The 22,334-nt window shown below is 59.7% G+C and carries 26 protein-coding genes and 2 tRNA genes; 12 read left to right on the top strand and 16 right to left on the bottom strand.

What is annotated here, in order from left to right; translation table 11 throughout:
* Window positions 1-27: 27 nt before the first annotated feature.
* Window positions 28-115 (bottom strand) — tRNA-Leu (locus Q0J75_RS04005).
* A 193-nt stretch (window positions 116-308) separates the two neighbouring features.
* Between Q0J75_RS04005 and Q0J75_RS04000 the strand changes: the two genes are divergently transcribed.
* Complete coding sequence (locus Q0J75_RS04000; protein ID WP_297197024.1) at window positions 309-914, top strand: FMN-dependent NADH-azoreductase; 606 nt, start codon at window positions 309-311, stop codon at window positions 912-914.
* On the top strand, window positions 915-1,910 hold the full coding sequence (locus tag Q0J75_RS03995; protein ID WP_297197022.1) for an asparaginase: 996 nt from the start codon (window positions 915-917) through the stop codon (window positions 1,908-1,910).
* Window positions 1,911-1,965: 55 nt separating this feature from the next.
* Here Q0J75_RS03995 and Q0J75_RS03990 read toward each other — a convergent pair whose 3' ends face one another.
* Entirely contained in the window at window positions 1,966-2,391 is a 426-nt protein-coding gene (locus Q0J75_RS03990; protein ID WP_297197020.1) for a flavodoxin, read from the bottom strand.
* A gap of 31 nt (window positions 2,392-2,422) precedes the next feature.
* On the bottom strand, window positions 2,423-2,986 hold the full coding sequence (locus Q0J75_RS03985; protein ID WP_297197018.1) for a DUF3793 family protein: 564 nt from the start codon (window positions 2,984-2,986) through the stop codon (window positions 2,423-2,425).
* 198 nt (window positions 2,987-3,184) lie between these two features.
* Here Q0J75_RS03985 and Q0J75_RS03980 point away from each other — a divergent pair, with 198 nt between their 5' ends.
* The 4 genes from Q0J75_RS03980 to Q0J75_RS03960 all read left to right on the top strand — a co-directional run bounded on the left by Q0J75_RS03980 (window position 3,185) and on the right by Q0J75_RS03960 (window position 6,424).
* Entirely contained in the window at window positions 3,185-4,141 is a 957-nt protein-coding gene (locus Q0J75_RS03980) for a tRNA dihydrouridine synthase (protein WP_297197016.1), read from the top strand.
* Between the two features lie 5 nt (window positions 4,142-4,146).
* The gene (proC, locus tag Q0J75_RS03970) at window positions 4,147-5,226 is read left to right on the top strand and encodes a pyrroline-5-carboxylate reductase (protein WP_363315701.1); all 1,080 of its coding nucleotides are present in this window, start codon (window positions 4,147-4,149) and stop codon (window positions 5,224-5,226) included.
* Between the two features lie 152 nt (window positions 5,227-5,378).
* Entirely contained in the window at window positions 5,379-6,128 is a 750-nt protein-coding gene (locus Q0J75_RS03965) for a hypothetical protein (protein WP_297197014.1), read from the top strand.
* Window positions 6,122-6,424 carry a PadR family transcriptional regulator gene (locus tag Q0J75_RS03960; protein WP_297197012.1) on the top strand — a complete coding sequence of 101 codons (303 nt, stop codon included), beginning with the start codon at window positions 6,122-6,124 and terminating at the stop codon, window positions 6,422-6,424. The genes Q0J75_RS03965 and Q0J75_RS03960 overlap by 7 nt, the downstream gene beginning before the upstream one ends.
* A gap of 51 nt (window positions 6,425-6,475) precedes the next feature.
* Here Q0J75_RS03960 and Q0J75_RS03955 read toward each other — a convergent pair.
* A tRNA-Gly gene (locus Q0J75_RS03955) sits at window positions 6,476-6,549 on the bottom strand.
* Window positions 6,550-6,742: 193 nt separating this feature from the next.
* On the opposite strand from Q0J75_RS03955, the gene Q0J75_RS03950 reads away from it, so the two are divergent.
* Window positions 6,743-7,378 carry a TetR/AcrR family transcriptional regulator gene (locus Q0J75_RS03950; RefSeq protein WP_297197010.1) on the top strand — a complete coding sequence of 212 codons (636 nt, stop codon included), beginning with the start codon at window positions 6,743-6,745 and terminating at the stop codon, window positions 7,376-7,378.
* Between the two features lie 53 nt (window positions 7,379-7,431).
* On the opposite strand, the gene greA is transcribed toward Q0J75_RS03950, so the two are convergent.
* Window positions 7,432-7,935: a GreA/GreB family elongation factor gene (greA, locus tag Q0J75_RS03945; RefSeq protein WP_297197008.1), complete on the bottom strand. Its 504-nt coding sequence runs from the start codon at window positions 7,933-7,935 to the stop codon at window positions 7,432-7,434.
* 49 nt (window positions 7,936-7,984) lie between these two features.
* Window positions 7,985-8,344, bottom strand: coding sequence for a DUF3783 domain-containing protein (locus tag Q0J75_RS03940; RefSeq protein ID WP_297197006.1), 360 nt, complete (start codon window positions 8,342-8,344; stop codon window positions 7,985-7,987).
* A gap of 128 nt (window positions 8,345-8,472) precedes the next feature.
* Between Q0J75_RS03940 and Q0J75_RS03935 the strand changes: the two genes are divergently transcribed.
* From Q0J75_RS03935 to ppk1, 3 genes are read left to right on the top strand one after another with little or no spacing between them, the layout of a single operon-like run.
* Entirely contained in the window at window positions 8,473-8,688 is a 216-nt protein-coding gene (locus Q0J75_RS03935) for a hypothetical protein (protein ID WP_297197004.1), read from the top strand.
* Window positions 8,689-8,719: 31 nt separating this feature from the next.
* Window positions 8,720-9,634: a phosphatase gene (locus tag Q0J75_RS03930; RefSeq protein ID WP_297197002.1), complete on the top strand. Its 915-nt coding sequence runs from the start codon at window positions 8,720-8,722 to the stop codon at window positions 9,632-9,634.
* Window positions 9,624-11,762, top strand: coding sequence for a polyphosphate kinase 1 (ppk1, locus tag Q0J75_RS03925; RefSeq protein WP_297197001.1), 2,139 nt, complete (start codon window positions 9,624-9,626; stop codon window positions 11,760-11,762). Before Q0J75_RS03930 ends, ppk1 begins: the two co-directional genes overlap by 11 nt.
* A gap of 57 nt (window positions 11,763-11,819) precedes the next feature.
* Here ppk1 and spoIIR read toward each other — a convergent pair whose 3' ends face one another.
* The 6 genes from spoIIR to Q0J75_RS03895 are packed head-to-tail and all read right to left on the bottom strand — an operon-like array spanning window position 11,820 to window position 16,993.
* Entirely contained in the window at window positions 11,820-12,470 is a 651-nt protein-coding gene (gene spoIIR, locus Q0J75_RS03920) for a stage II sporulation protein R (protein WP_297196999.1), read from the bottom strand.
* A 37-nt stretch (window positions 12,471-12,507) separates the two neighbouring features.
* The gene (ispE, locus tag Q0J75_RS03915; protein ID WP_297196997.1) at window positions 12,508-13,389 is read right to left on the bottom strand and encodes a 4-(cytidine 5'-diphospho)-2-C-methyl-D-erythritol kinase; all 882 of its coding nucleotides are present in this window, start codon (window positions 13,387-13,389) and stop codon (window positions 12,508-12,510) included.
* A gap of 11 nt (window positions 13,390-13,400) precedes the next feature.
* Window positions 13,401-14,675: a DUF1015 domain-containing protein gene (locus Q0J75_RS03910; protein WP_297196995.1), complete on the bottom strand. Its 1,275-nt coding sequence runs from the start codon at window positions 14,673-14,675 to the stop codon at window positions 13,401-13,403.
* Window positions 14,676-14,711: 36 nt separating this feature from the next.
* Window positions 14,712-15,314: a bifunctional phosphoserine phosphatase/homoserine phosphotransferase ThrH gene (thrH, locus tag Q0J75_RS03905; RefSeq protein WP_297196993.1), complete on the bottom strand. Its 603-nt coding sequence runs from the start codon at window positions 15,312-15,314 to the stop codon at window positions 14,712-14,714.
* 12 nt (window positions 15,315-15,326) lie between these two features.
* Entirely contained in the window at window positions 15,327-16,520 is a 1,194-nt protein-coding gene (locus Q0J75_RS03900) for an aminotransferase class I/II-fold pyridoxal phosphate-dependent enzyme (protein WP_297196990.1), read from the bottom strand.
* Window positions 16,517-16,993: an Lrp/AsnC family transcriptional regulator gene (locus Q0J75_RS03895; protein WP_297196988.1), complete on the bottom strand. Its 477-nt coding sequence runs from the start codon at window positions 16,991-16,993 to the stop codon at window positions 16,517-16,519. The genes Q0J75_RS03900 and Q0J75_RS03895 overlap by 4 nt, the downstream gene beginning before the upstream one ends.
* Window positions 16,994-17,328: 335 nt before the next feature.
* Here Q0J75_RS03895 and Q0J75_RS03890 point away from each other — a divergent pair, with 335 nt between their 5' ends.
* Window positions 17,329-17,874, top strand: coding sequence for a hypothetical protein (locus Q0J75_RS03890; protein WP_297196986.1), 546 nt, complete (start codon window positions 17,329-17,331; stop codon window positions 17,872-17,874).
* On the top strand, window positions 17,759-18,058 hold the full coding sequence (locus Q0J75_RS03885; RefSeq protein WP_297197064.1) for an alanine racemase C-terminal domain-containing protein: 300 nt from the start codon (window positions 17,759-17,761) through the stop codon (window positions 18,056-18,058). Before Q0J75_RS03890 ends, Q0J75_RS03885 begins: the two co-directional genes overlap by 116 nt.
* A 72-nt stretch (window positions 18,059-18,130) precedes the next feature.
* Here the strand turns inward: Q0J75_RS03885 and Q0J75_RS03880 are convergent, their stop codons facing one another.
* From Q0J75_RS03880 to Q0J75_RS03865, 4 genes are all read right to left on the bottom strand, one after another.
* Entirely contained in the window at window positions 18,131-19,501 is a 1,371-nt protein-coding gene (locus tag Q0J75_RS03880; protein ID WP_297196984.1) for an LVIVD repeat-containing protein, read from the bottom strand.
* A gap of 72 nt (window positions 19,502-19,573) precedes the next feature.
* A complete protein-coding gene (locus Q0J75_RS03875) occupies window positions 19,574-20,077 on the bottom strand; it encodes a hypothetical protein (RefSeq protein WP_297196982.1) in 504 nt (167 codons plus the stop codon).
* A 112-nt stretch (window positions 20,078-20,189) separates the two neighbouring features.
* Window positions 20,190-21,155, bottom strand: coding sequence for a flavodoxin family protein (locus Q0J75_RS03870; RefSeq protein ID WP_297196980.1), 966 nt, complete (start codon window positions 21,153-21,155; stop codon window positions 20,190-20,192).
* A 39-nt stretch (window positions 21,156-21,194) separates the two neighbouring features.
* The gene (locus Q0J75_RS03865) at window positions 21,195-22,031 is read right to left on the bottom strand and encodes an acetyl-CoA hydrolase (protein WP_297196978.1); all 837 of its coding nucleotides are present in this window, start codon (window positions 22,029-22,031) and stop codon (window positions 21,195-21,197) included.
* Window positions 22,032-22,334: the final 303 nt, after the last annotated feature.

Here is a 22,334-nt window from a genome sequence, read left to right as displayed (position 1 = left end):
ACATCCATACGGATGTCCTTCTTTTGGTGGTGCGCGAGGCGGGACTTGAACCCGCACGTGCGTAATGCACACTAGAACCTGAATCTAGCGAGTCTGCCAATTCCACCACTCGCGCATCTGTTGTTGCGCTGTCGTTCAGCGCGAGGTTTATATTACCACGTCGAATAGAGATTGTCAACACCCTTTTTCATTTTTTGTAGTTCTTTTTGTCCGCCGGTTTTGGGCAGGAGCAGCATGGCTGAGGTATCGCCGCTTGCGCCCTGCCCTGATCTGTGATAGCATAGACAAAAACTAGGAGTGTGAATGATATGGAACATCTCTTGTTTATCAACGCCTGTGTGCGGGGAGAAAAGTCCCGCTCGCTCAAGCTGGCCCAGCGGTTTCTGGACAGCTGGCACAAGGCCCACCCCAACGGCCAGATCACCGAAGTGGATCTGTGCAAAGACCGGCTGGTACCCCAGTATCCCGAGGTGCTGGCAGAGCGGGACGCCCTATGGAACGCGGGACAGCTGGACCACCCCATGTTTGCCCCCGCCCGACAGTTCGCCGCCGCCGATAAGATCGTCATCGCCGCGCCATTCTGGGAGCTGTCCTTCCCTGCTATCCTGAAAATCTATCTGGAACGGATCACGGTTACCGACATCACCTTTGGCTATGACGAACAGGGTAAGAATATAGGGCTGTGCAAGGCAAAGAAGCTGCTGTTTATTACCACCCGGGGCGGGGATTTCTCCCGTCCGGAGACCGCCTGGATGGAGATGGGGGCCCGGCAGCTGGAAGCCCTGTGCGCCATGTACGGTATCCCCTCCTTCCAGTGTCTGGCCGCCGAGGGGCTGGACGATATTCGCCGGGACAAGGAGGCTATTCTGGCTGAGGCCATGGGCCGGGCGGACGCCCTGGCGGAGGTGTTTTAAGTGAAAACCCGCATCCTGCTGCTCACCACCGGCGGCACCATCGCCTCCCTGCCTACGGCGGAGGGGCTGGCCCCCGGTCTGGACGGAGAGGATCTGGCCGAGCTGCTTCCACGGGGGATCACCGACGCCTATGATATCACCATCCAGGACATTCTCCACCTAGACTCCTCCAACATTCAGCCGGAGGAGTGGCAGACCATTGCCCGCCATGTTTTCGCCCAGCGAAACGCCTACGACGGCATTGTCATCACCCACGGCACCGACACCATGGCCTACACCGCCTCGGTGCTGTCCTTTATGTTGCGGGGTATGTCTATCCCAGTGGTGTTGACGGGGGCTCAACTCCCCATGACCCACCCCCTCAGCGACGGCATGGAGAACCTGCGCACCGCCCTGGCTATGGCGGCCTCCGGGGTAGCGGGCGTGTTTCTGGCCTTTGACCGGAAGGTGATTCTGGGCTGCCGGGCGGTCAAGACCCGTACCACCGACTTTGACGCCTTTGAAAGCGTCAACTGGCCTCTGGCCGCGGCGGTGGATGGCAAGGGCCTGCAAATCTGCCGGGAGGCTATTCCCACCCCCTCGGGGGCCTGTTCTTTGCGGGATAAGCTGTGCGATAAGGTCTTTCTCATCAAGCTCACCCCCGGGCTGGACCCGGAAATTTTTGATATGCTCCTACAGATGCACTACCGTGGCATTGTCATCGAGGCCTTTGGGGCGGGCGGGCTCCACTTTGTCCGCCGGGACCTGATCGCCAAATTGCAGACGGCGGCCCAGGCTGGGATGACGGTGGTGGTGTGCAGTCAGTGTCTGTACGAGCCCAGCGACTTTTCCGTCTACGAGGTGGGCCAGAAGGTGCTGGCTCAGGGGGTCATTCAGGGCCGGGACATGACCACCGAGGCGGCGGTCACCAAACTAATGTGGGTACTGGGCCAGACCGACGACCCGGAGATCATCCGGGACTATATGGAGCGCTCTTTAGCTGGTGAGATGGCATAAAAGCTGATTTTGGGCGTGCTGCAAACCGCAGCACGCCCGTATTGTTTTCTCTGATTTAGCCCACCAGAGCCTTGCCCAACGCCCGGCAGGCGTCGGCGGCCTCTCCCTCCGGGGCGCCGCAGGCAATCACCGGCTCCGTCGCCATTTGGCACCCGGCGTTCTCGCACTCCTCCGCCCAGGTGCGCATCCACTCCCCGTCTCCCCAGCCATAGGAGCCGAACAGACCGATGGTCTTACCACTCAGGCTGCCCTTGACGGCAGAGAACATAGGCTCAAATTCCTCCTCTTCCAGCTGCTCCGCGCCCATGGAGGGGCAACCGAAGGCAATGGCGTCATAGTTTCCCACCATGTCAGGGGTAAAAAGGGCGGGTGTCAGCAGATCGGCCTCACCACCGGCAGAGATGATGCCCTCCTCTACCAATCTGGCCATGGCCTCGGTATTGCCGGTTCCGCTCCAATACACCACCGCGATCTTGCTCATATACAACCTTCCTTTCTATGATAGTTTATCATTATGCCGCCACGGTCAGCTGCCGCAGGGTAGCCCCACCGGCAAACCAGCGGCGGTAATCTTGGGTACAATCCTTGAATCGCTGGAACTGCCGGGCCGCCTCCGTCGGATCACCATAACACTTCCAGCAGCCGCAGAGGGTAAAGTGTTTTCCCTTGTGGCGGATAAAGCCCTTCACATCCTCCAGAGGATAGCCCAGAAAGACCCCAATCTCATGGGGAAACTCCCCTTCCAGACACAGCCGGGCCGCCAGCTGCCGCAGACAGTCCCGCCCCGCCTTCCAGGGCCGGTAGCCCATTTCCCGGAGAAAAGTCCGGTGGTCGGCCCTGTTCAGCAATTGCTCCAGGGCGTCCGCCCGATACAGATAGACCAGATAGGCACCCGTCTTGCGGCAGCCCTTCAGCAGAGTGAGCACCAGGCCACGCCCCTCCAGTTCCTTCCGGCAGGCCAGAAACTGGGCGGTAAAGTCCACGCCTTCCTCCGGCTGGAACCGGAACAGGCTGGCGGGCTTCAGGCCCGCCAACGTGGGCGAGCAGTGCTCGATCAGGGCGGCTTGCAGGGACATGGCGGCGGCTCCTCTCTATGTTAGTATAAGCTAACTACTGTCGATTATTTTTGGTTAGCAATCGCTAACTATGTCATTAAAATAGCACAGAACTACCGCCCTGTCAACCCTCTTTTTTGCTCTGTGGGCCGCTTGACGATAAAAGCCCGCCCTGTTACAATTTTCAGGAGAACCGACCATCAAGAAGGAGCGAGTTGTTTGATCGTTGCGCTTGCCCCCATGGAGGGGCTGACTACAGTCTACTACCGGCAGGCTCTGGCCCGCTGGTTTGGCGGGGTGGACCGGTATTTTACCCCCTTCCTCACCCCCACCCAGGACCACCGCTTCACCAAGCGGGAGCTGCGGGAGGTCCTGCCGGAGCAGAATGAGGGGCTGCCCACCATCCCCCAGCTGCTCACCCGCAAGGCGGAGGATTTTCTGTGGGCGGCGGGGGAACTGGCCGCCATGGGCTACCGGGAGGTCAATCTGAACCTGGGCTGTCCCTCGGGAACAGTGGTGGCCAAGGGCAAGGGCTCCGGCTTTCTGGCCTTTCCAGAGGAGCTGGACCGGTTTCTGGATGAGATTTTCACAAAGGCCCCCTGCGCCATCTCCATCAAGACCCGCATTGGCCTGAAAGACCCGGCGGAGTTTCCCGCCCTGCTGGCCATCTACCGCAAATACCCTGTGGAGGAGCTCATCGCCCACCCCCGGGTCCAGAAGGACCTGTACAAAAACACCCCCCGGCTGGACTGCTTTGGGGCGGCGTTGGAGGGCTCTCCCTTCCCGGTGTGCTACAACGGGGACCTGTATACCCCCGACGGCGTGGCCGCACTTCAGGCCCGGTTCCCCGGCACGGAGCGGCTCATGCTGGGCCGAGGGCTGGCGGGGGACCCGGCGCTGGCCCGGCGGCTCAAGGGCGGTCCCCCTGCCGATAAAGAGGCCCTGGCGGGCTTTGTGGACCAGGTCTATGAATCCTACGCCACCGCCTTCGGCAGCCGCCGCAACGCCATGCTGCGGATGAAAGAGGTGTGGTTCTACCTGATCCGCCTGTTTGTGGACGGGGACAAGCTGTCCAAGGCCATCAAAAAGGCCCGGGACCCCCTGGACTACGAAAGCGCGGTACAGGCGGTGTTCCGGGAACTGGCCCTCTCCCCCGTCCTCCAACCGGACTGGTAACGGCAATGGCATACTGGGTCTACATCCTCCGGTGCGCCGACGATACCTTATATACCGGCACCGCCGCCGACGTAGACCGGCGGGCGGCGGTCCACAACAGGGGCAAGGGGGCCAAATACACCCGCTCCCGTCTGCCGGTGGAGGTGGTCTACCGGGAGTCCTGCCCCGATAAGGGGGCGGCTCTCCGGCGGGAATACGCCATCAAACGGCTGCGCAGGCGGGACAAGCTGGCTCTCATCTCATATTTTCAAGGAAAGCTGGGATCAATGTTGAAAAAAGCGGCATTTATCGGCGCCGGCAATATGGGCGGCGCCCTCATTCAGGCGGCCTGTCAGGCCATCGGGCCGGAGCAGGTGGTCATCACCGACCACTCCCACACCAAGGCGGAAACTCTGGCCCAGGAACTGGGCTGTACGGTAGCGGTGGATAACCGGGACGCCCTGAGTCAGGCGGAGTACGTTTTTCTGTGCGTCAAGCCCCAGGTGATGGAAGGGGTGGTAAAGGATCTGGTCCCCGCCCTGGCCAGCAAACCGGACACGGTGCTGGTGACCATCGCCGCCGGTATCCAGATTGCCACCCTCCGGGGCTGGCTCAGTGAGCTGCCCTTCTCCCCCACCATCCTGCGCATCATGCCCAACACCCCCGCCTCCATCGGCATGGGGATGCTGGCCCTCACCGGCGGGCCGGAGGTCCAGGAGGCGCACTATCAGGCGGTAGAGGCTATCCTGGCCAAGGCAGGCCGGGTGGAGCGGCTGACCGAGGCCCAGATCGACGCCTTTTCCGCCGTAGCGGGCTGCGGCCCTGCCTTTGTCTACCCATTCATTGAGGCTCTGGCCGACGGCGGGGTGAAGGTGGGCCTGCCCCGGCAGCAGGCTATGGTGTACGCCGCCCAAATGGTGCTTGGCTCGGCGGCTCTGGTGCTGGAGAGCGGCAAGCACCCCGGCCAGCTGAAGGACGAGGTGTGCTCCCCCGGCGGCTCCACCATCGCCGGTGTGGCCGCGCTGGAGGCCCGGGCCTTCCGCTCCGCCGTCATTGAGGCGGTGGAGGCCGCCTATCGCCGGACTGTGGAACTGGGAAAGGTCTAAAATTGAAATCTGTCAAAGGCTGGCTGCCCCAATAGAGGGCGGCCAGCCTTTTGATCTTCATTGACAACTTTGATCTTCCGTGCTATCATACAGTCGTAACTACTATATTATTATCAATAGTTATTTTTATAGTAGAGAGGTGGAAGATCATCATGGACAAACACACATATATGCGTCAATTTGCCTGGCAGGTGCGCTGGAGACTACCAAAAGCGGAAGCGGATGGCGTTTTGGCGGATTATGAGGAACTGCTGGGCCAGCGGCCGACGGATCAGGATGCCGCCCTTGTGCAGGACCTTGGGAGCCCCTACCAGGCGGCCAGATTGCTGACCGAGCGAAAACCCTATTATAGATGGCTGATTCTTTTTTGCGGGATGGTGTGCTGCCTGCTCTTGCCCACAGTGATGCTTTTGCGGACAACGTTTTTCCAGGCGTCAACGGTCCCTATGGCGCTCCTGCTCCTTCTGGGTATGGGCGCCTGTCTGATACAGTTCCACCCCCACCCTGGAACCCGCAAAACGCCCGTTCCGAAAGCCCTTCGCTTTTCCCTTCTGGGCCTGCTTGCAGTTTTAGCCGCTGTGGGCTGGATGTTAGGCTGCCTGATTTCCGGTGCTTGGACCCATTGGCCTCCAGAGTGGTATGGCATGACCGCCCACTGGACACTGTCTCTGGCTGGTATTGTGGGGGCAGCTTGCGGTGTGCTCGGCCTGGTACGCGCACGGATCTCAGACCGCCGCTGGAGTGCCCTTTATATCCTGGGTCTGACGGTGTTGGTGGTGTGTGTGATGATCCATGCCTTTTTGGGCAGCCTGGTCATAATAGATTTGTGGACCCCCTACGCCGTCAAATGGTGTGTGCTGGGCGCGGTGGGTTTCGTCGGCACGGGGGTGTCTCTGTGCTGAAAAAAGATTTGATCGAGTTGTGCCTGCTCCAGCTGCTGACAGCGGAAGATCTGTATGGATATGAGATCCTTCGCCGGATTCACGAGGGTTTTCCCGGCACCCAGGAAAGCGCCATTTACGCTCTGCTCCGCGGGCTGTGCAAGGCAGGCTTCACCGTACAATATGAGGGGAATACGTCTGGGGGACCTACCAGAAAATATTATCGCATCACAGATTCCGGGCGGGAGAAAAGAGATCTGCTGTTTCAGGAGTGGCGCCGCCTGCGGGACGCTCTGGCTTCGTTTGGCCTCGTATAAAACCGGCAATGACACAAAAAGAAGGACATCCACGAGGATGTCCTTCTTTTTTGGAGCAGGTAAAGGGAATCGAACCCTCATATTCAGCTTGGGAAGCTGACGTTCTGCCACTGAACTATACCTGCAATTCAATTGACTTTGGTATTATAGCACGCCCACCCTGGTTTTGCAAGGGCTTTTTTGCGGACGTCCGCAAAAATCCTTCCCCACGCCACCCCGAAATTTTACAAAAAAACTTGCAATCGGTATCAAATCGTGATATCATTTCTTAAACCAAAGGTACAATAACTGAAAGGGTATGGAAAGGTTGGAAGTGCGATGAGCAAAAAACAGGCGTTGACTGAATTCCATCGGGGCTCCATCCTGGCCGCCGCTGAGCGGCTTTTTGCGGAGAAGGGCACCGAAAAGACCACCATGGACGATATCGCCCGGGAGGCCGAGTACAGCAAAGCCACGCTGTACGTCTATTTTCAGAGCAAGGAGGAGATCATCAACGCGATCCTCCTCAGCGGCATGGTGCTTTTGAAGAAAAAACTGCATGAAGCCATTGAAAGCCACACCGATTGGTTCCAGGCCTATGATGCCGTGTGTCAGGCTATTGTCCGCTTCTATGACGAAAATCCCACCGCCTATGACGCGGCCACCGGCTCTATTCCTCTGGCGCAGGCCGGTGACGCGGTACAAAAAGGCATTGCGGATATTCTGCGGGTCAGTGACGAGATCGAGCAGGAACTGGCCGATTTCCTGGTGCGGGGCGCGGCTGACGGCGCGGTTCGCTCTCAGCTGCCGCCGGTAGAGACGGTACTGCTCTTCTGGTCCGCCCTGTCCGGCATGGTCCATACCGCCGAGCAGCGGGAAAGCTACATCCAGCGCACCCTGGGCCTGAGTCGGGAAGAATACCTCCAACACGGCGCCCGCCTGCTGCTGGCCTCCCTCACCAAGGCCAATATGTAAGTTTCCTTCAAAGACGCCGTCCCCCGCCTGGGGGCGGCGTTTTGTCTATTCTCTTAAAATCCGGTCAGGGGTGCGGAGCCATCGTCCTCCCCTTTTTCGATGGACAGCACCTTGGCGTCATAGCCATAGCTATCATTGACCTGAATGTGGAAGGTCTCCCCCACCTTACGCCCAAGCAAAGCCTTACCCATAGGGGATTCCTTGCTGATACGGCCATGGAGGGCGTCCTGCCGCATGGTGGTGACGATCTGGTAGGTCTCGGTGTCTCCCTCGTCCTCCAAAAACACGGTCACCTTATCATAAAGACTGACCCCGTCGCTCACCGGCTCGTCAGGGAGCACTTTGGCGGTGCGGATCATGTTCTCCAGATAGCGGATGCGGCTCTCGTTCCGATTCTTCTCCTGCTTGGCCGCCTTGTACTCAAAATTCTCACTGAGATCCCCAAAGGCCCGGGCCTCCTTGACCGCCTCCAACAGCTGGGGCCGCAGCTCGATCCGGCGGTGGTCCAGCTCCTCCCGCATCATCTGGATATCCTTTTTGGTCAGCTCGTTGTGCATGTGCCCCTCCCCCTTACGCCTCAGTCTTTGGATGGGCAGCCTGTCCCGCTCAGATAGCCTCCCGCTCCCGCACCAGCTCGGCGTGGAGGGCTGCGGAGTCCCAAGTCCGGTTGGTGGGGGTGAGCACCGCCTTCAGCCCCACAGACGGGATCTTATTCCGGCGGAAGCCCTGGAGAAACCGGTCCAGCAGAGGACCTGGGCAGTTGACCAACACCAGCATCTCATCGGTAAAGGGCTCCCCCGCCCAAGGGGTCTCCGGCGTGCCCCCCTCCACCAGCTCACCCAAGGGCAGGCCGTATTCCTCCGGCGTCACCAGCCGGGTACGCAGGCCCAGCGGCAGGCACATCCGCCGGATCTTGGCCCCTCTGGGATTGTCCAGATTATATAATAACACCAAAGGCATGTTCATGCTTGGATGCTCCCTTCAAAATCCACAGACAAATGGCTCATTTGATTCTCTATTGTACTCAAATCTGCCGCCGCCGTCAACCCGGAACTGTCTCCGCCATACATTGGAGAGAAGGGAGTTGAGGCTTTGTGTATACCCCGCCCTCCGGCGAAATCCTGATGGCTGTCGCCGCTCTGGCCGCCATCCAGCTCACCCAGGGCCGCTCCGCTGAGGAGGCTGCCGTCCTGTCCACCTTTTTCTGTACCCTGGGAGATGGAATCGCCCTCATTGCCGCCCGCCGGGCGTGGGACACCTCATGTAAATCTTCTGTAAATCCCATTGATAATACCTCGGAAATCGCGTAAACTAGGAAACCAAAGAGAGGTGTACCCTATTATGAAATGCGGCATTGTGGATGTTGGCTCCAACACCATCCGTCTGTCCATTTACCACTGGGAAGGACAGAAATTCAAGCTTTTAATGAACAAAAAAGAGATGGCCGGTCTGGCCGGCTACATCAAAAACGGCCTGCTGTCCGACAGCGGTATCCTGGTGGCCTGCCGGGTGCTGGCCGGCTTCAAGGCCCTGCTGAATAATTTCAACATTGCCGATCTGCATGTCTTCGGCACCGCTTCCCTGCGCAACATCGTCAACACAGAGGAGGCCCTGGAGACCATTGAGGCGGTCACCGGTGTGAAGGTGGAAGTGCTCTCCGGTGCGGACGAGGCCGCCTTCTCCTTCCTGGGAGCCACAGTGGGGGGCGGCGCCCCCGGCAACGGCCTTCTGGCCGACGTGGGCGGCGGCTCCACCGAGCTGGTGGCCTACCGGGACGGGGTCATCACCTCGGGCTGCTCCCTGCCCATGGGCTCCCTGTCCCTCTTCACCAAGCACGTCTCCGGCCTCTTTCCCACCAAGGAAGAGCGCAAGGCCATCCGGGCCGAGGTGGAGGAGGAACTGGAAAAGGCCAAAACCGCTGGGCTGCGGTGCGGTCATCTGACGGGCGTGGGCGGAACCTTCCGGGCCACCGCCAAGCTGTGCAATGACCTGTCGGGGACCGACCCGGACAATAAGGTGATCCCCGCCGACGAGATTTACGCCCTTTATAAGGGGCTGAAAAAGAGCGACCGGGATACCCTGCGGCAAATCCTTCGTTCGGTCCCCGACCGGGTCCACACCATTCTGCCCGGCCTGGCCATTTTAAAGGAGATTTTAGACGCCTACCAGGTGTCCACCGTAACGGTAAGCGCCTGCGGCGTCCGGGAGGGCTACCTGCTCCAACGGGTGATGGGGGTGGACAGCCATGCGTCATGAGGTGGATACCCGCTATACCCAGGAGCGGGAGCTATCCTGGCTGCGCTTCAACGAGCGGGTGCTGGAGGAGGCCAAGGACGAAAGCGTTCCTCTGTTTGAACGGCTGAAATTCGCCGCCATTTTCACCAGCAACCTGGACGAGTTTTTTATGATCCGGGTGGGCTCCATCTACGATATGACCCTGTCCAAGCAGACCCATGTAGACAGCAAGAGCGGCCTTACCCCCGCCGAACAGCTTCAGGCCATCTTTAAAACTGTGCCGGGTCTGTACAAGCAGCGGGACAAGATTATCTCCCAGCTGGAAAAGCGGCTGCGCACCTGCAACATCTGCAACCTGCTCCCCAGTGAGCTGGACGGCAAGGAGCGCAAGCAGGCGGAACGCTGGTTTAAGGACTATGTGCTGCCCATTCTCTCCCCCATCGTGGTGGACAGCCACCACCCCTTCCCCCATCTGCCCTCCAACAGCCTGACGGTGGCCCTCACCCTGCGGCTCAACGGCAACCGCTGCTTTGGCCTGGTCCCCCTGCCCAAGGCTCTGCCCCCCTACTTCCAGCTGGAGGAACAGGGCCTGCGGTACCTGCTCACCGAGCAGCTGGTGCTCCACTTTGCCGATCAGCTCTTTGAGACCTATCAGGTGGAGGAAAAATGCGTCATCTCAGTGACCCGCAACGCCGATATTAGCCCGGAGGATGAGGACTACGACGTAGGCGAGGATTTCCGGGCCCATATGCAGAAGGTGCTGAAAAAGCGGGCCCGGCTGGCTCCGGTGCGTCTGGAGATCCAGGGGGAGGCCTCCGCCGAGCTGCAACAGTTCCTTTGTCAGCGATTGAACCTGACCGCTGAGCAGGTGTTCCACTCCAAGAGCCCTCTTACCATGGGGTACGTCTACTCCCTGGAGGGCAAACTGCCCGAGGAGAGCGCCGCCGCTCTGTGCTATCCCCCCTATCCTCCCCAGTGGCCCGCCGGGCTGGTGAAGGGGGAAAAGCTCATTCCCCAGATTTTAAGACGGGATGTGCTGCTGTTCTATCCCTACCACTCCATGGAGCCCTTCCTCCAGCTGGTGCGGGAGGCTGCCAATGACCCGGCGGTACTCTCCATCAAGATCACCATCTACCGGCTGGCCTCCACCGCCAAGCTGGTGGAGTACCTGGCCGCCGCGGCGGAAAACGGTAAGGACGTAACGGTGCTTATGGAGCTGCGGGCCCGGTTCGACGAGCAGAACAACATCGCCTGGGCCCAGAGGCTGGAGGAGGCGGGCTGTACCATTCTCTATGGCTTTGAGCACTACAAGGTCCACTCCAAGATCTGCCTCATCACCCGCCGGGAGAAGGGCCGCATCCAGTACATCACCCAGATCGGCACCGGCAACTATAACGAGAAGACGGCCAAGCTGTATACCGACTTCTGCCTCATGACGGCCAGCCCCGCCATCGGCGGCGATGGCGCAGCTTTCTTCCAGAATATGTCCACCTCCAACCTCCACGGCGAGTATCACCAGCTGATGGTGGCCCCCAACAGCCTGAAAAACCGGCTTTTGGAGCTGATGGACGGAGAGATCCAGAAGGCCCGCCAGGGCCAGCCCGCCCGGATCTTTTTCAAGGTCAACTCAGTCACTGACCGGGAGCTCATCGACAAGCTGGCCCAGGCCAGCCAGGCTGGGGTACCGGTGACCCTCAACGTGCGGGGCATCTGCTGTCTGCGGCCCGGCGTGCCCGGCCTTACCGACCAGATCCGGGTCTTTTCCATCGTAGGACGCTATCTGGAGCACCCCCGAATCTACGCCTTTGGTGTGGGAGAGGGCACCCACCTTTATATTGGCTCCGCCGACCTGATGACCCGCAACACGGAGCGCCGGGTGGAGATCGCCTGTCCGGTAGTGGACCCGGACGTGCGCCGCCAGATCCGGCACTATGTAGAGCTCTTCTGCTCCGACAATGTGAAGGCCCGCAATATGGGGCCTGACGGCAGCTATGCCCCGGTCCCCCGGGGCGAGGGTACCCCCGCCGTCAATGCGCAGGCAGCCTTGATGGAGCAGGCCCTGCGGGAGGCCCAGGCCGCCGCCAGCGCCCCTGTTCCTCAGGAAAAGAAGAGCGGTTTCTTCAGCCGTTTGTTCCACAAGCACTCCTAAAATTATCGAAAAAGTGGCAAAGCCCGCCAGAAGTTCCGGCGAGCTTTGTCTGTTTTATCACGCTCCGGCCAGCCAGTGTTGGAACTCCTCCCACAGCTCGATGGCCTTGAACTTGACCACATATCCCTCGTCCTCTCCGGTGATGAGGGAAACCTGATCCTCCGAAAAGCCGCCGCTGAGGGCGGTCTGGGCGGCGGTCTCACTAACCGATCCCAGGCAGAGAGGGGGGAACACCACGCACCACCAGTTCTGTCCTCCGCCCTCACCGATGACCACCCGCAAAGCGGTATAGTTTCCGGCGGGCAGGGCAAAGTCTGTGTACTCTTTGGTGGGAAACCAGTAGTTTTCCTCCATGGAAACGGTCACCGGATACTGGTATCCCTCTTCCGCCACCTGCTCAGCCCCAGCAGCGGCTATGTCGGCCAGATGGGCGGTCAGTACCGCCTGCGTCTCCTCCAGGGTAGCCCCCGGCGTAAAATATTCCTCCGCCGTCTCCAGCACCCGGTCCCGCACCTTCAGCTTAAGGGCCTGGTCGGCCTCCGAATCGGAGTTTGCCAGCACATGCAGCCGGATCACCTGATCCGCCAGGGCGGTCTGGCTTCTGTCCAGCCACACCCCCAGCAGGGCGGCCAGGGCTACCCCCAGCAGAAGAGCCAACTCCCACCGGCGCAGTTTTTTGCTCTGTGTCATAAAAAAATCACCGTCCACATTGGTTTGCCTCCATTGTGGACGGTGATTGTGCTTTTTATACCTGCCTCAGCAAATTTTCCATGGATTGGGCCAGAAAGGTCTCGGCATACTGCTCCTTCAACGCCTCCCAGGCCTTTTGCGCCGCCTCTTGCTGGGTGAACAGTCCAAACACAGTGGGACCGGTGCCGCTCATGGAGGCCCCCAGGGCCCCATACTGGATCATGGCGTTTTTGATGCCGTCGATCTCCTGAGCCCGCCGGGGCGGCAGCACATCCTCAAAGACGTTGTACATACGGCGGGCTACCCCCTGCAAATCCCCCGCCTTCAGCGCGGCCAGCAGGCCGGTGGTGTCCGGCCGACGGCGGATACGGCAGCTATCCAGGCTACGGAAGAGTTCCGGCGTGGATATAGGAAAAGAGGGCTTACACAGTACCACCAGGCAATGGGGCAAGGGGGGCAGATCGGTGAGGACCTCCCCCCGGCCCTCGGCCAGGGCGGTGCCCCCCCGGACGCAGTAGGGCACATCGGAGCCCACCAGGGCCCCGATCTCTTCCAGCCGCTCCCCCGGCAGATCCAGGCCCAGCAGCCGGTTCAGGCCCCGGAGGACGGCGGCGGCGTCGGCGCTCCCCCCTGCCAGCCCGGCGCACACCGGGATGGCCTTTTCCAGGTCGATGGACAGCCCGCCCGGGTCCACCCCTGCCGCCTCACACAGCCGCAGGGCGGCGGCGGCGGCCAGATTGTGCTCGTTGGCGGGCAGAAAGCCCAAATTGCTCCCCATGTGCAGAGTCGCCCCGGTGCCGGTCTCCAGACGCAGGGTATCGCTGAGGCTCACCGTCTGCATGACCATCCGCATCTCGTGGTAGCCATCGGGCCGCTTGCCCAGCACATCCAGGGAAAGATTCAGTTTGGCGTAGGCCTTGACCTCCAGAACCCCCATAGGCCCCCTCCTTATCGGATCTTGCGCGCCTCCAGATAGAAGCGCTTGTCGTGAGCCTCTCCCATAGAGAAGGTCTTACGGGGGAGAGTACCGTCATGGATCACCGTGGAGAAAAGCTGTTCCTTCCCCATGGCGGGCAGCAGGAAGGCCAGGTTGCCCGGCCGGGCCGCCAGAGCGCGGGCCACATCGGCCCCGTGGATGTAGTCGATGCGCCCGCCGTTGGCCTTGGTATAGGCGTCCAAGAAGGGCTGAAGGGTAGCTACCTCCATTCGGGTGGCGGGGTGGGGTACGGTAACCGCTCCCTGTCCCCCGGCGTGGACATAGCGGAGGACGTGGCCGTCCCCCTCCCCCCGGAAGGCGCCGGGGAAAGTCTCCAGCAGGGCATCCACCACAGCCTCCGGCTCCACACCAAAGAGCACCCGGTGGATGGCCTCAAATTCCAGGGCGGGATCGTGGAGATTCACCAGCTCGCACAGGGCGAAGCGGGCGGGCAGGCTGTCCCACTGATCCTTGGGGGTGAGGCGCTTCTGCCGCTCGTAGCACTCCTTGGCGGTGGCCAGAGAGTGGTTGCCGTCTCCCACGACAAAGGCCATCAGAGGCACATCCCCATATTTTTCCCGGAAGGCGGCGGGGTCAGCCAGTCCGGTAAGGGCGTTGGCCACCAGGGCCATGCTCTCCTCGTCCAGCTTCCAGCCGGCAATATGTCCCCCCTGCTCCATCAAGTCGAAATCGTACACCTGCTCCATCCGGTCCTTGCGGGCGGCCAGGGGCTCAATCACAGTTTTCTGGGGATCGTCGGCCAGCAGCATGATGTGGGGCAGCTCCAGGGGGGCGTTCTTACGCACCGCCACCCGGGGCGGGATGCGGGACATGACCGTCCCCTCGGTGGCCCGTACCAAGGTGGTAGAGCCCGACTCATAGTCATACTGCTCCAGGTCCACCATACCCACCAGGCCCCGGCGCACCTTCAGATTGTCCAGCCGCCGCTCCACATAGATGAGAGCGTTTGGCAGGACCTTGAACCGCTCCTCCCGCAGGTAGCGGGTCATGGTATTGTTCACATCCATGATATCGGTTTCCACATTGGGGCCGTCCAGGCAGCTTTCAGGCAGGATGAGGCGGAGGGCCGACGGAGCGGCGCCCACCTCGTTCTCCACCCGCTGCCAGTAATCCGGCTGGGAAGTATACTGATCGCAGGCCACCACCGACCACTTGCGGTATTCGCAGTCCCGGGGCAGCAGGATATCGGCCGGCCGGAAGGCCAGTCCGTCAAATTGCTGCAGCATATCATTCACTCTTTTCCAGTGAAGTTGGGGTCTCGCTCAATTCATGGCTCTACGGATGGCGGCCAGCAGGTCACCGAATTCCTCATAGGCAGGCACTTCGGGATGATCGGCCTTGATCTGGTCGGTGCTCTTGAACAGGAAGCCCGCTTTGCTGGCCTGGATCATCCCCAGATCGTTGAAGCTGTCCCCGGCGGCGATGGTGTCATAGCCAATGGACTGGAGGGCCTTCACCGTAGTCAGTTTGGACTGGGGGCAGCGCATCCGGAACCCGGTAATGGTGCCGTCGGGGGCCACCTCCAGGGTATTGCAGAACAGGGTGGGCCAGTCCAGCTTTTTCATCAGGGGCTGGGCAAACTGCTCAAAGGTGTCGCTGAGGATGATCACCTGGCTGAAGGTACGCAGCTCATCCAGAAACTCCTTGGCCCCCGGCAGCGGGTCGATGCCGGCAATGGTCTGCTGGATCTCCTTCAGGCCCAGATGGTGCTCCTTCAGGATGTCCAGGCGGAACTGCATCAGCTTGTTATAATCGGGCTCGTCCCGGGTGGTACGGCGCAGCTCTGGAATACCGGTGGCCTCGGAAAAGGCGATCCAGATCTCCGGGACCAGAACGCCCTCCATATCCAGACAGGTGATGTACATATCCTCTCCTCCTTAGCTTTCCTGCTCTCTGGCCTGCTTTTTCTTCAGGTTGGTCAGGAAGTTGTCCATACGGGTCAGTGCCTCGGCAATGTCCTTCATGGAGGTGGCATAGCAGCAGCGGACAAAGCCCTCGCCGCCGGGGCCGAAGGCGGAACCGGCAATGACCGCCACCTTCTCCTCCATCAGGAATCGCTCACAGAATTCATCGGAAGTCAGGCCGGTGCCCCGGATGTCTGGGAACACGTAAAAAGCCCCTCTGGGCTCAAAACAGGGCAGACCGATGCGGCGCAGGCCCTCCACCAGGTAGCGGCGGCGGCCGTCGTACTCGTCCCGCATGTGCTCAATGTCCTTGTCGCCGTTGCGCATGGCCTCAATAGCGGCGTACTGGCTGACGGTGGGGGCGGACATGATGCCGAACTGGTGGAGCTTGAGCATCTGCTGGATGATGGGGGCAGGCCCGCAGACATAGCCCATCCGCCAGCCGGTCATAGCGTGGCTCTTGGAGAAGCCGTTGACCACGATGGTGCGGTCGTACATATCGGGCAGGTTGGCCATGGACACATGGTGCTGGCCGTAGGTCAGCTCGGCGTAGATCTCATCGGAGAGTACCATGATGTTGGTATCCCGCAGCACCTCAGCAATGGCCTCCAGGTCCTCCCGGCCCATGATGCCGCCGGTGGGGTTGGAGGGGAAGGGCAGCACCAGCACCTTGGTACGGGGGGTGATGGCGGCCTTCAGCTGCTCGGGGGTGAGACGGAACTCGTTTTCCGCCTTCAGCTCCACATAGACCGGAGTTCCCCCCGCCATGGAGGCCAGGGGGCCGTAGCACACAAAGGAAGGCACCGGTACGATGACCTCATCGCCGGGGTTGAGCAGGCAGCGCAGAGTCAGGTCAATGGCCTCGCTGCCGCCTACGGAGACAATGATCTGGCGGGCAAAATCATAGTGCAGGTCAAAGCGGCGGGCCAGATAGGCGGCGATCTCCCGCCGCAGCTCCGCCATACCGGCGTTGCCGGTGTATTTGGTAAAGCCCTTCTCCAAAGAGTAAATACCGGCGTCCCGGATATGCCAGGGAGTGACAAAATCAGGCTCGCCGATGCCCAGAGAGATGGCGTCCTTCATCTCCTCCAGAATATCAAAAAAGCGCCGGATACCGGAAGGCTTGATATCCTGAATGCGCTTACATAATATCTCGTCGTAATTCATGAGAAAATCCACTCCTTCGGCTGCTTCTCCTGCTTTTCAAAGATCAGGTGCTTTTCTTTATATTTATGCAGGATAAAATGGGTGGCGGTCCCGGTCACATCCTCCAGGGTGGACAGGCGCTCCCCCACGAACTGAGCCACTTCCTTCAGGGTCCGGCCGGAGATGATGACGGTCAGGTCATAGGCACCGCTCATCAGATAGACGCTCTCCACCTCGTCATACTGGTAGATCCGCTCGGCCACCCGGTCAAAGCCGTCGCCCCGCTGGGGGGTCACCTTGACCTCGATCAGGGCGGTGACCGCCTCCCGGTCGGTGCGGTCCCAGTCCACAATGGCCTTATAGCCCAGAATGATTTTTTCCTCTTCATAGCGCTTGATGGCAGCCTTGACCTCCTCCACGGACATATCCGCCATAGAGGCCAGCTGTTCCGGCGTCATGGTACAATCTTGTTCCAAAAGCTGGAGCAATTTCATGGCTGTGCTCCCTCCTTCACAAATTCAGCAATCACTCCGCCTGGTAACAGGCAGATGGTAAGGCCTGCTAGCTATATTCCAGCAAAGCCTAATATAAAGTATTATATACTGGCTATTTCAGAAATACAAGAGCGGAAACGGAAACTTCCAGCCGCTGCCGCGCCCCTGTTCCAGACATATTACCAGCCTCCAAGGCAGGTATCCTTCAGAAAATTGCAAGGTTTTCCACAGATTTTTGACGCAACTGTGAAAGAGAAAGGAAAAACACCGAGCTTCCGGTTCTGCTACCATATTGGTATCAAGACAAGGCGCTTTGCCTTTGGGAGGTTTTGGTGATGAAAACGATTTTGGTGCTCTTTGGCGGCCGCTCCACGGAATACGGCGTCTCTCTGCAATCAGCCCACGGGGTATTATCCCATCTGGACCGGGCTCGTTTCCAGCCTTTGACGGTGGGCATCACCCGGGAGGGCAGTTGGCTGTACTATAGCGGTCCCCTGGCCCGGCTGGAGGACGACACCTGGCATCAGGCCGGCGGCGTCCCCTGTACCCTGTCCCTGGACTTTGGCTGTCCCCAGCTGCTGCTGTTGGACGGCTCCAACCGAAGGCTGGCCTTTGACGCCGCTTTTCCCATCCTCCATGGAAAAAACGGGGAGGACGGCACGGTACAGGGGCTGCTGGAGCTGACCGGCGCTCCCCTGATCGGCTGCGGCTGTCTACGGGCTGGCTTTCCGTGCGCAGCGGGACACCACGCTGGCCGTGGTCACCATCGGCTATGCCGACGGTCTGCCCCGGTCCCTGTCCCAGTCAGGAGGCCAGGTTCTGATTCGGGGGCAGTTCTGCCCCATGGTGGGACGGATGTGCATGGACCAGCTGCTGGTTGATGTGACTGCTTTGGATCAGGTTTCCCCCGGAGACCGAGTGACTTTGATTGGACAGGACGGCAAGAACCGCCTGTCCGCCGAAGAGGTAGCCGTTCAGTGCGGCACCATTGCCAATGAGCTGCTCTCCCGGCTGGGCCACCGTCTGCCGGTGGTAGTCAAACCGTCTGAGCTTCCTATGGCATAGCCGTCCACACAAGTAAAAGCCGTATCACAGAGCACAGCTTCCGTGATACGGCTTTCTTGTTGGCAGATGGGTTCAGATGCCGTCCTTCAGGCGCAGGATATACATACCATCGTGCCAGGTATCCATATAGATATAGCCGCGGTCGTCCACCACACAGTCCTCCGTGGTGGCGATCATGGGGCCGGGCACGGGCACGTCAAAGAGCAACTTCTCCGGGTTGGGCGGGATGAAATAGGCCAGCTCCTTGATGTAGTAGGGGTCGGACACGTCAAACACCCGCATACCGGCGTGGAAGTAGCAGCAATACACCTTGTTGGGGTCGTCCTGCAGCCAGCTCTTGCCCATGGGCTCATGGATGTTGTGGGGGCCGAAGGGGCCGGGCGCGCCGATGCCGCAGTCGTTGAAGTTGGGGTAGGGGAAGTTCTCGGGCACCTCGGGGTAGGGAAACTCGGCCACCAGAGTGGGATCGGCGGGATCGGACACGTCGATCATATGCAGGTTGTTCATGGGCTGGGCACCCTTATGCACACCGTTGAGGATCTTGTCCTTGGTAAAGAAGGGGAAGCGCTCGCCCTCGTTGGTGAGCACGGCAAAGTTCCGGCCGGTGAGGCGCATATAGGTGTGGCACTGAGCGCCGTCGAACTTGCCGGCAAAGGGAGGCTGCACCATCAGCTGAGAGATCAGCTTGGGCCGGGTGGGGTCGGAGATGTTCAGGATGATACCGCCGCCGCCGAAGTAGCCCATGTACAGCTCGTCGGGATGGTCGGGGCAGATGTTGCAGGCGTGGCACATGCCCCAGAACTTCTCGGCGTCATGGCCCACGGCGTAGGTACCCTCCACCATGCCATCCTTGAACTGCTTGGGCAGCCACCACCGGCCAGCCTCCACGGGGTTGCGGGGATCGGAGATGTCCAGGATGCGGACGATGAAGCCAACGAAACCGGGACACTCGGCGGGCATGTACACATACTTGCCGCCGTTATAGGCAAAGCGGTGGACGCCCATACCGTTGGGCACGCAGGTATCCCAGTGGGAGAGCAGCTCGGGGTGGAGGGGATCTTTCTTCAGATCATAGATCTGCAGGCCGCCCAGGGCGGGATCGCCGGGCTTGATGCCGTGAAGGAAGGGCACGCCGCCGCCCAGGGCCACGATGAGCAGGCCGTCGGCCACCTGGACCTTGGGGGTGGACTGAGCGAAATAAATGTTGGGGTCGCTGACGTAGACGATGCCCACCACCTGAGGATTGGCCGGATCGGTCACATCCACGATGTTGACGCCGTTACCCTTGAAGGATCCGCAATACATGTAGTACTTTCCGTCGTCAGTCTTATAGAGGGCCATCTGGAAGGCGTTGATGCCGTTCAGGTCGGAAAAGCCCACGACCTCCATGTTCTTGATATAGCCCTGATTATTGGGGCTCTTGGCGTAAAAAGGAACAGACATAAGGAACCTCCTTTTTTTATTCTGAAACAGATCCGGGCGCACCGGTATTGGTGCGCCTTGGATCTCTTTTTGTTAATGATGGGGCATCATCTTGGGGGGCTTCTGGCACAGAGCTATGGTAATGGGCATACCAATGGCAAAGGTCACAAAGGCAACCACCAGAGCCACCACATAGGTCAGGGGAAGGTTCATCAGCCAGCCCATAAAGAACGTACCCACGGGAAGAACGTAGCCCATAGTTATGAACATCATAATGAGGCTCATCAGCACGACCATCACAAAGGCGATGGAAGCCACCCGCAGGATGTGGAACAGCAGGCCGTTTTCATTCTTGACGCCGCACAGACGGGCAAAACTATCACCCATAGCCTTCAGGTCAATGTAGGTGCCGATCGTGAAGCTGACGGCAAAGCCTATAATAAAGTCCTTGCTAACTTGCTGGAGCAGAGGACCCCAGAGAATCATACCGGCCTCCCGGTACATATTGCTGCCATCGATATACAGGGGCAGGACGATAGCAAACACAATCGCAAAAATGGTGTTGAATACAATACCAAACTGATCCTTGCGAAGCATGAGGAATCCCTCCATCGTGTTTTGTTTGCCCGGCCTCCCCCCTCCGGAGAGGCCGGGTTTTGGCGGCCTGGCCGCCATGCAACAGGGAACGGATTTGCCGGAATAACCGGGATCAGCAGGGCTTGGAGGACTGGATGAAGTCCTTATACTTGGCCTTGCGGGCCTTGGCCTCTTCGGTCTGCATCATCTCACGGGAAGCGGCCTCGTTGCGCTGGATGTCGTCGCCGTGGATGAATTTGCCGGAGATGGAGTCATGGGCATGGGGCAGCCACTTCTCGGCGTCGAACTCAAAGACGTACTTGCCATCCACGTTCTTCATGACGCCCTCGGTACCGCACAGGCAGCAGACGGCGGTACCGTCCTCCTGGAGGTAGAAGTTGTTGCTGTGGCAGTAGGGGCACACGCCGGCGGCGCCCTTATAGTCCTCATTGAACACGCCGGGGCCGGGCTTGAAGGTACCGTCAGCCACCTTCTTTGCGGCGGCGGCCAGGTCGGCACCCATCTGGTGAGCCTTGGCAATGGCCTCGTCGTTCATCAGGATGCTGAGGGACCAGGGGAAGCAGTGGTTGTCAATAATGGTCCACTTGCAGGTGAGGGCGTGGGTGGCAAAGTCACACTGGATGCGGGTGGCCCAGTCGGAACCGCCGATGCCCAGGAAGGTGACCACCTTCTCCTTCAGGTACTTGGGGTCAATGGGCTTGCCGCCCTTCTCCTCGGCGATCTTATTGGCGATCATCAGGTTGCCCCGGTCCATGCGGGGGCCAAAGCGGTCCATAATGGTGTGGAAGATACCGGGGGCACACTTCTCAAAGATGGGGGCGGCCCAAATGATACCGTCGGCATCAAACATCTTGTCGATCAGCCACTGCAGATCGTCCTTGATGACACAGCCGTTGCCCCGGCCGGAGAACAGGCTGGCCACGCAGGCCTTGCAGCCGGTGCAGTGCTTGATGTTCAGCTGATGGACATTGACAAACTCGATCTCGGCGCCCATCTCCTGAGCGGCCATCAGAGCCTCTTTACACAGAGAGTCGTTGGCGCCATTGAGGGTACCGGCGGACAGACCTAAAACTTTCATTCGTGATCCAACCTTTCTGAACTGTTATGTAAATTGGTTTTAGCGCATGGTGATGTAACCCCGATACTGGGTCAGGTTATCGCTGGCGGCCATGTCGGAGAGGAACATACCAACGATGTTGTAATTGGACTTCAGGAAGGGGAACTGCTCCTGCTGGGCCCAGTCGGGCTTCTCCAGAACCTTGGTACCCTCCACGGCAGCCTGATACCACTCTTCGGGACCATCGAACCACAGCTCTACCAGCCGGTGGAACTGGCAGCCCACCACATCGTGGTAGATCTTGCTGGACAAAAAGCGGGTGACCTCGGGCCGGTTCTGGAAATAGGGTACAAAGACCTCCTGGAACCACTTCTCGCCGGTCTTCTCACAGGGCCACCGCAGCACGAACTGCCAGCGGTAGTTGGGTCCGTCGTCAATGGTGCGGCCCTTGCCCTTGTAGTCCTCTTCCCAATTCATAGGCACATGGGCAAAGACGAAGGGCGGGCAGCCGTTGTCGCCGCCGGAAGCGCGGTGGGAATCGCCGTCCATGTTTGCTTCATGGGACAGGTCGGCCCCGTCGTCGGGGATCATGCCCTGCCAGCGCAGCACCTCCACCGGCATCCGCTCGGTAAAGGAATTGACGCTCATCTCGGGCACCATCTCGTTGACCATCCAGTAATGCTCGGTCATCTGCATCCGCCGGGTGCCGAACCGCTCCCCCTCCGGCGGGGTGGGCAGGGCATTGTAAAAGGCGTATTTGGTGCAGTAAGGGGTAAATTTTCCAATGCTGTCCGGCACATGGACGGCATACAGCCAGCGCTGCAATCTGTGCCGGTACTCTTCCCGCACGCAATCCACGTAAATGACGCTGCGCATGGGACGGTATTCTACAGACATTTCGGCTCCTCCTTTTTCTGGTGGGGTATAACGGCGAGGTTTCAGCTGGCCTTGTGAAAACTGCCCGCATACACCAATCCGATCACCTTGTTTTCGTATGCATCTTACCGTTTCTTCGCGTTTCTGTGAAATACCGTATATGAATCGCAGGTATGCAATTTGAGACTAGGTAAAGTATTTTTCTCCTTCATTTTCCTGATACCGGAAAATGAAGGCCGTTAAATTGGACAAATTCTGTAAAAAGCTCCTAACTTTCCTGTGGGCTATCACGAATTTCCCTTTACGCCGAGCATAACAGCCATG

Origin of the sequence: uncultured Flavonifractor sp. (genome assembly GCF_944385615.1) — a bacterium.
In the GTDB taxonomy this organism is placed as follows: Bacteria; Bacillota; Clostridia; order Oscillospirales; family Oscillospiraceae; genus Flavonifractor.
This window is presented reverse-complemented; position numbering and strand designations above follow the sequence as displayed.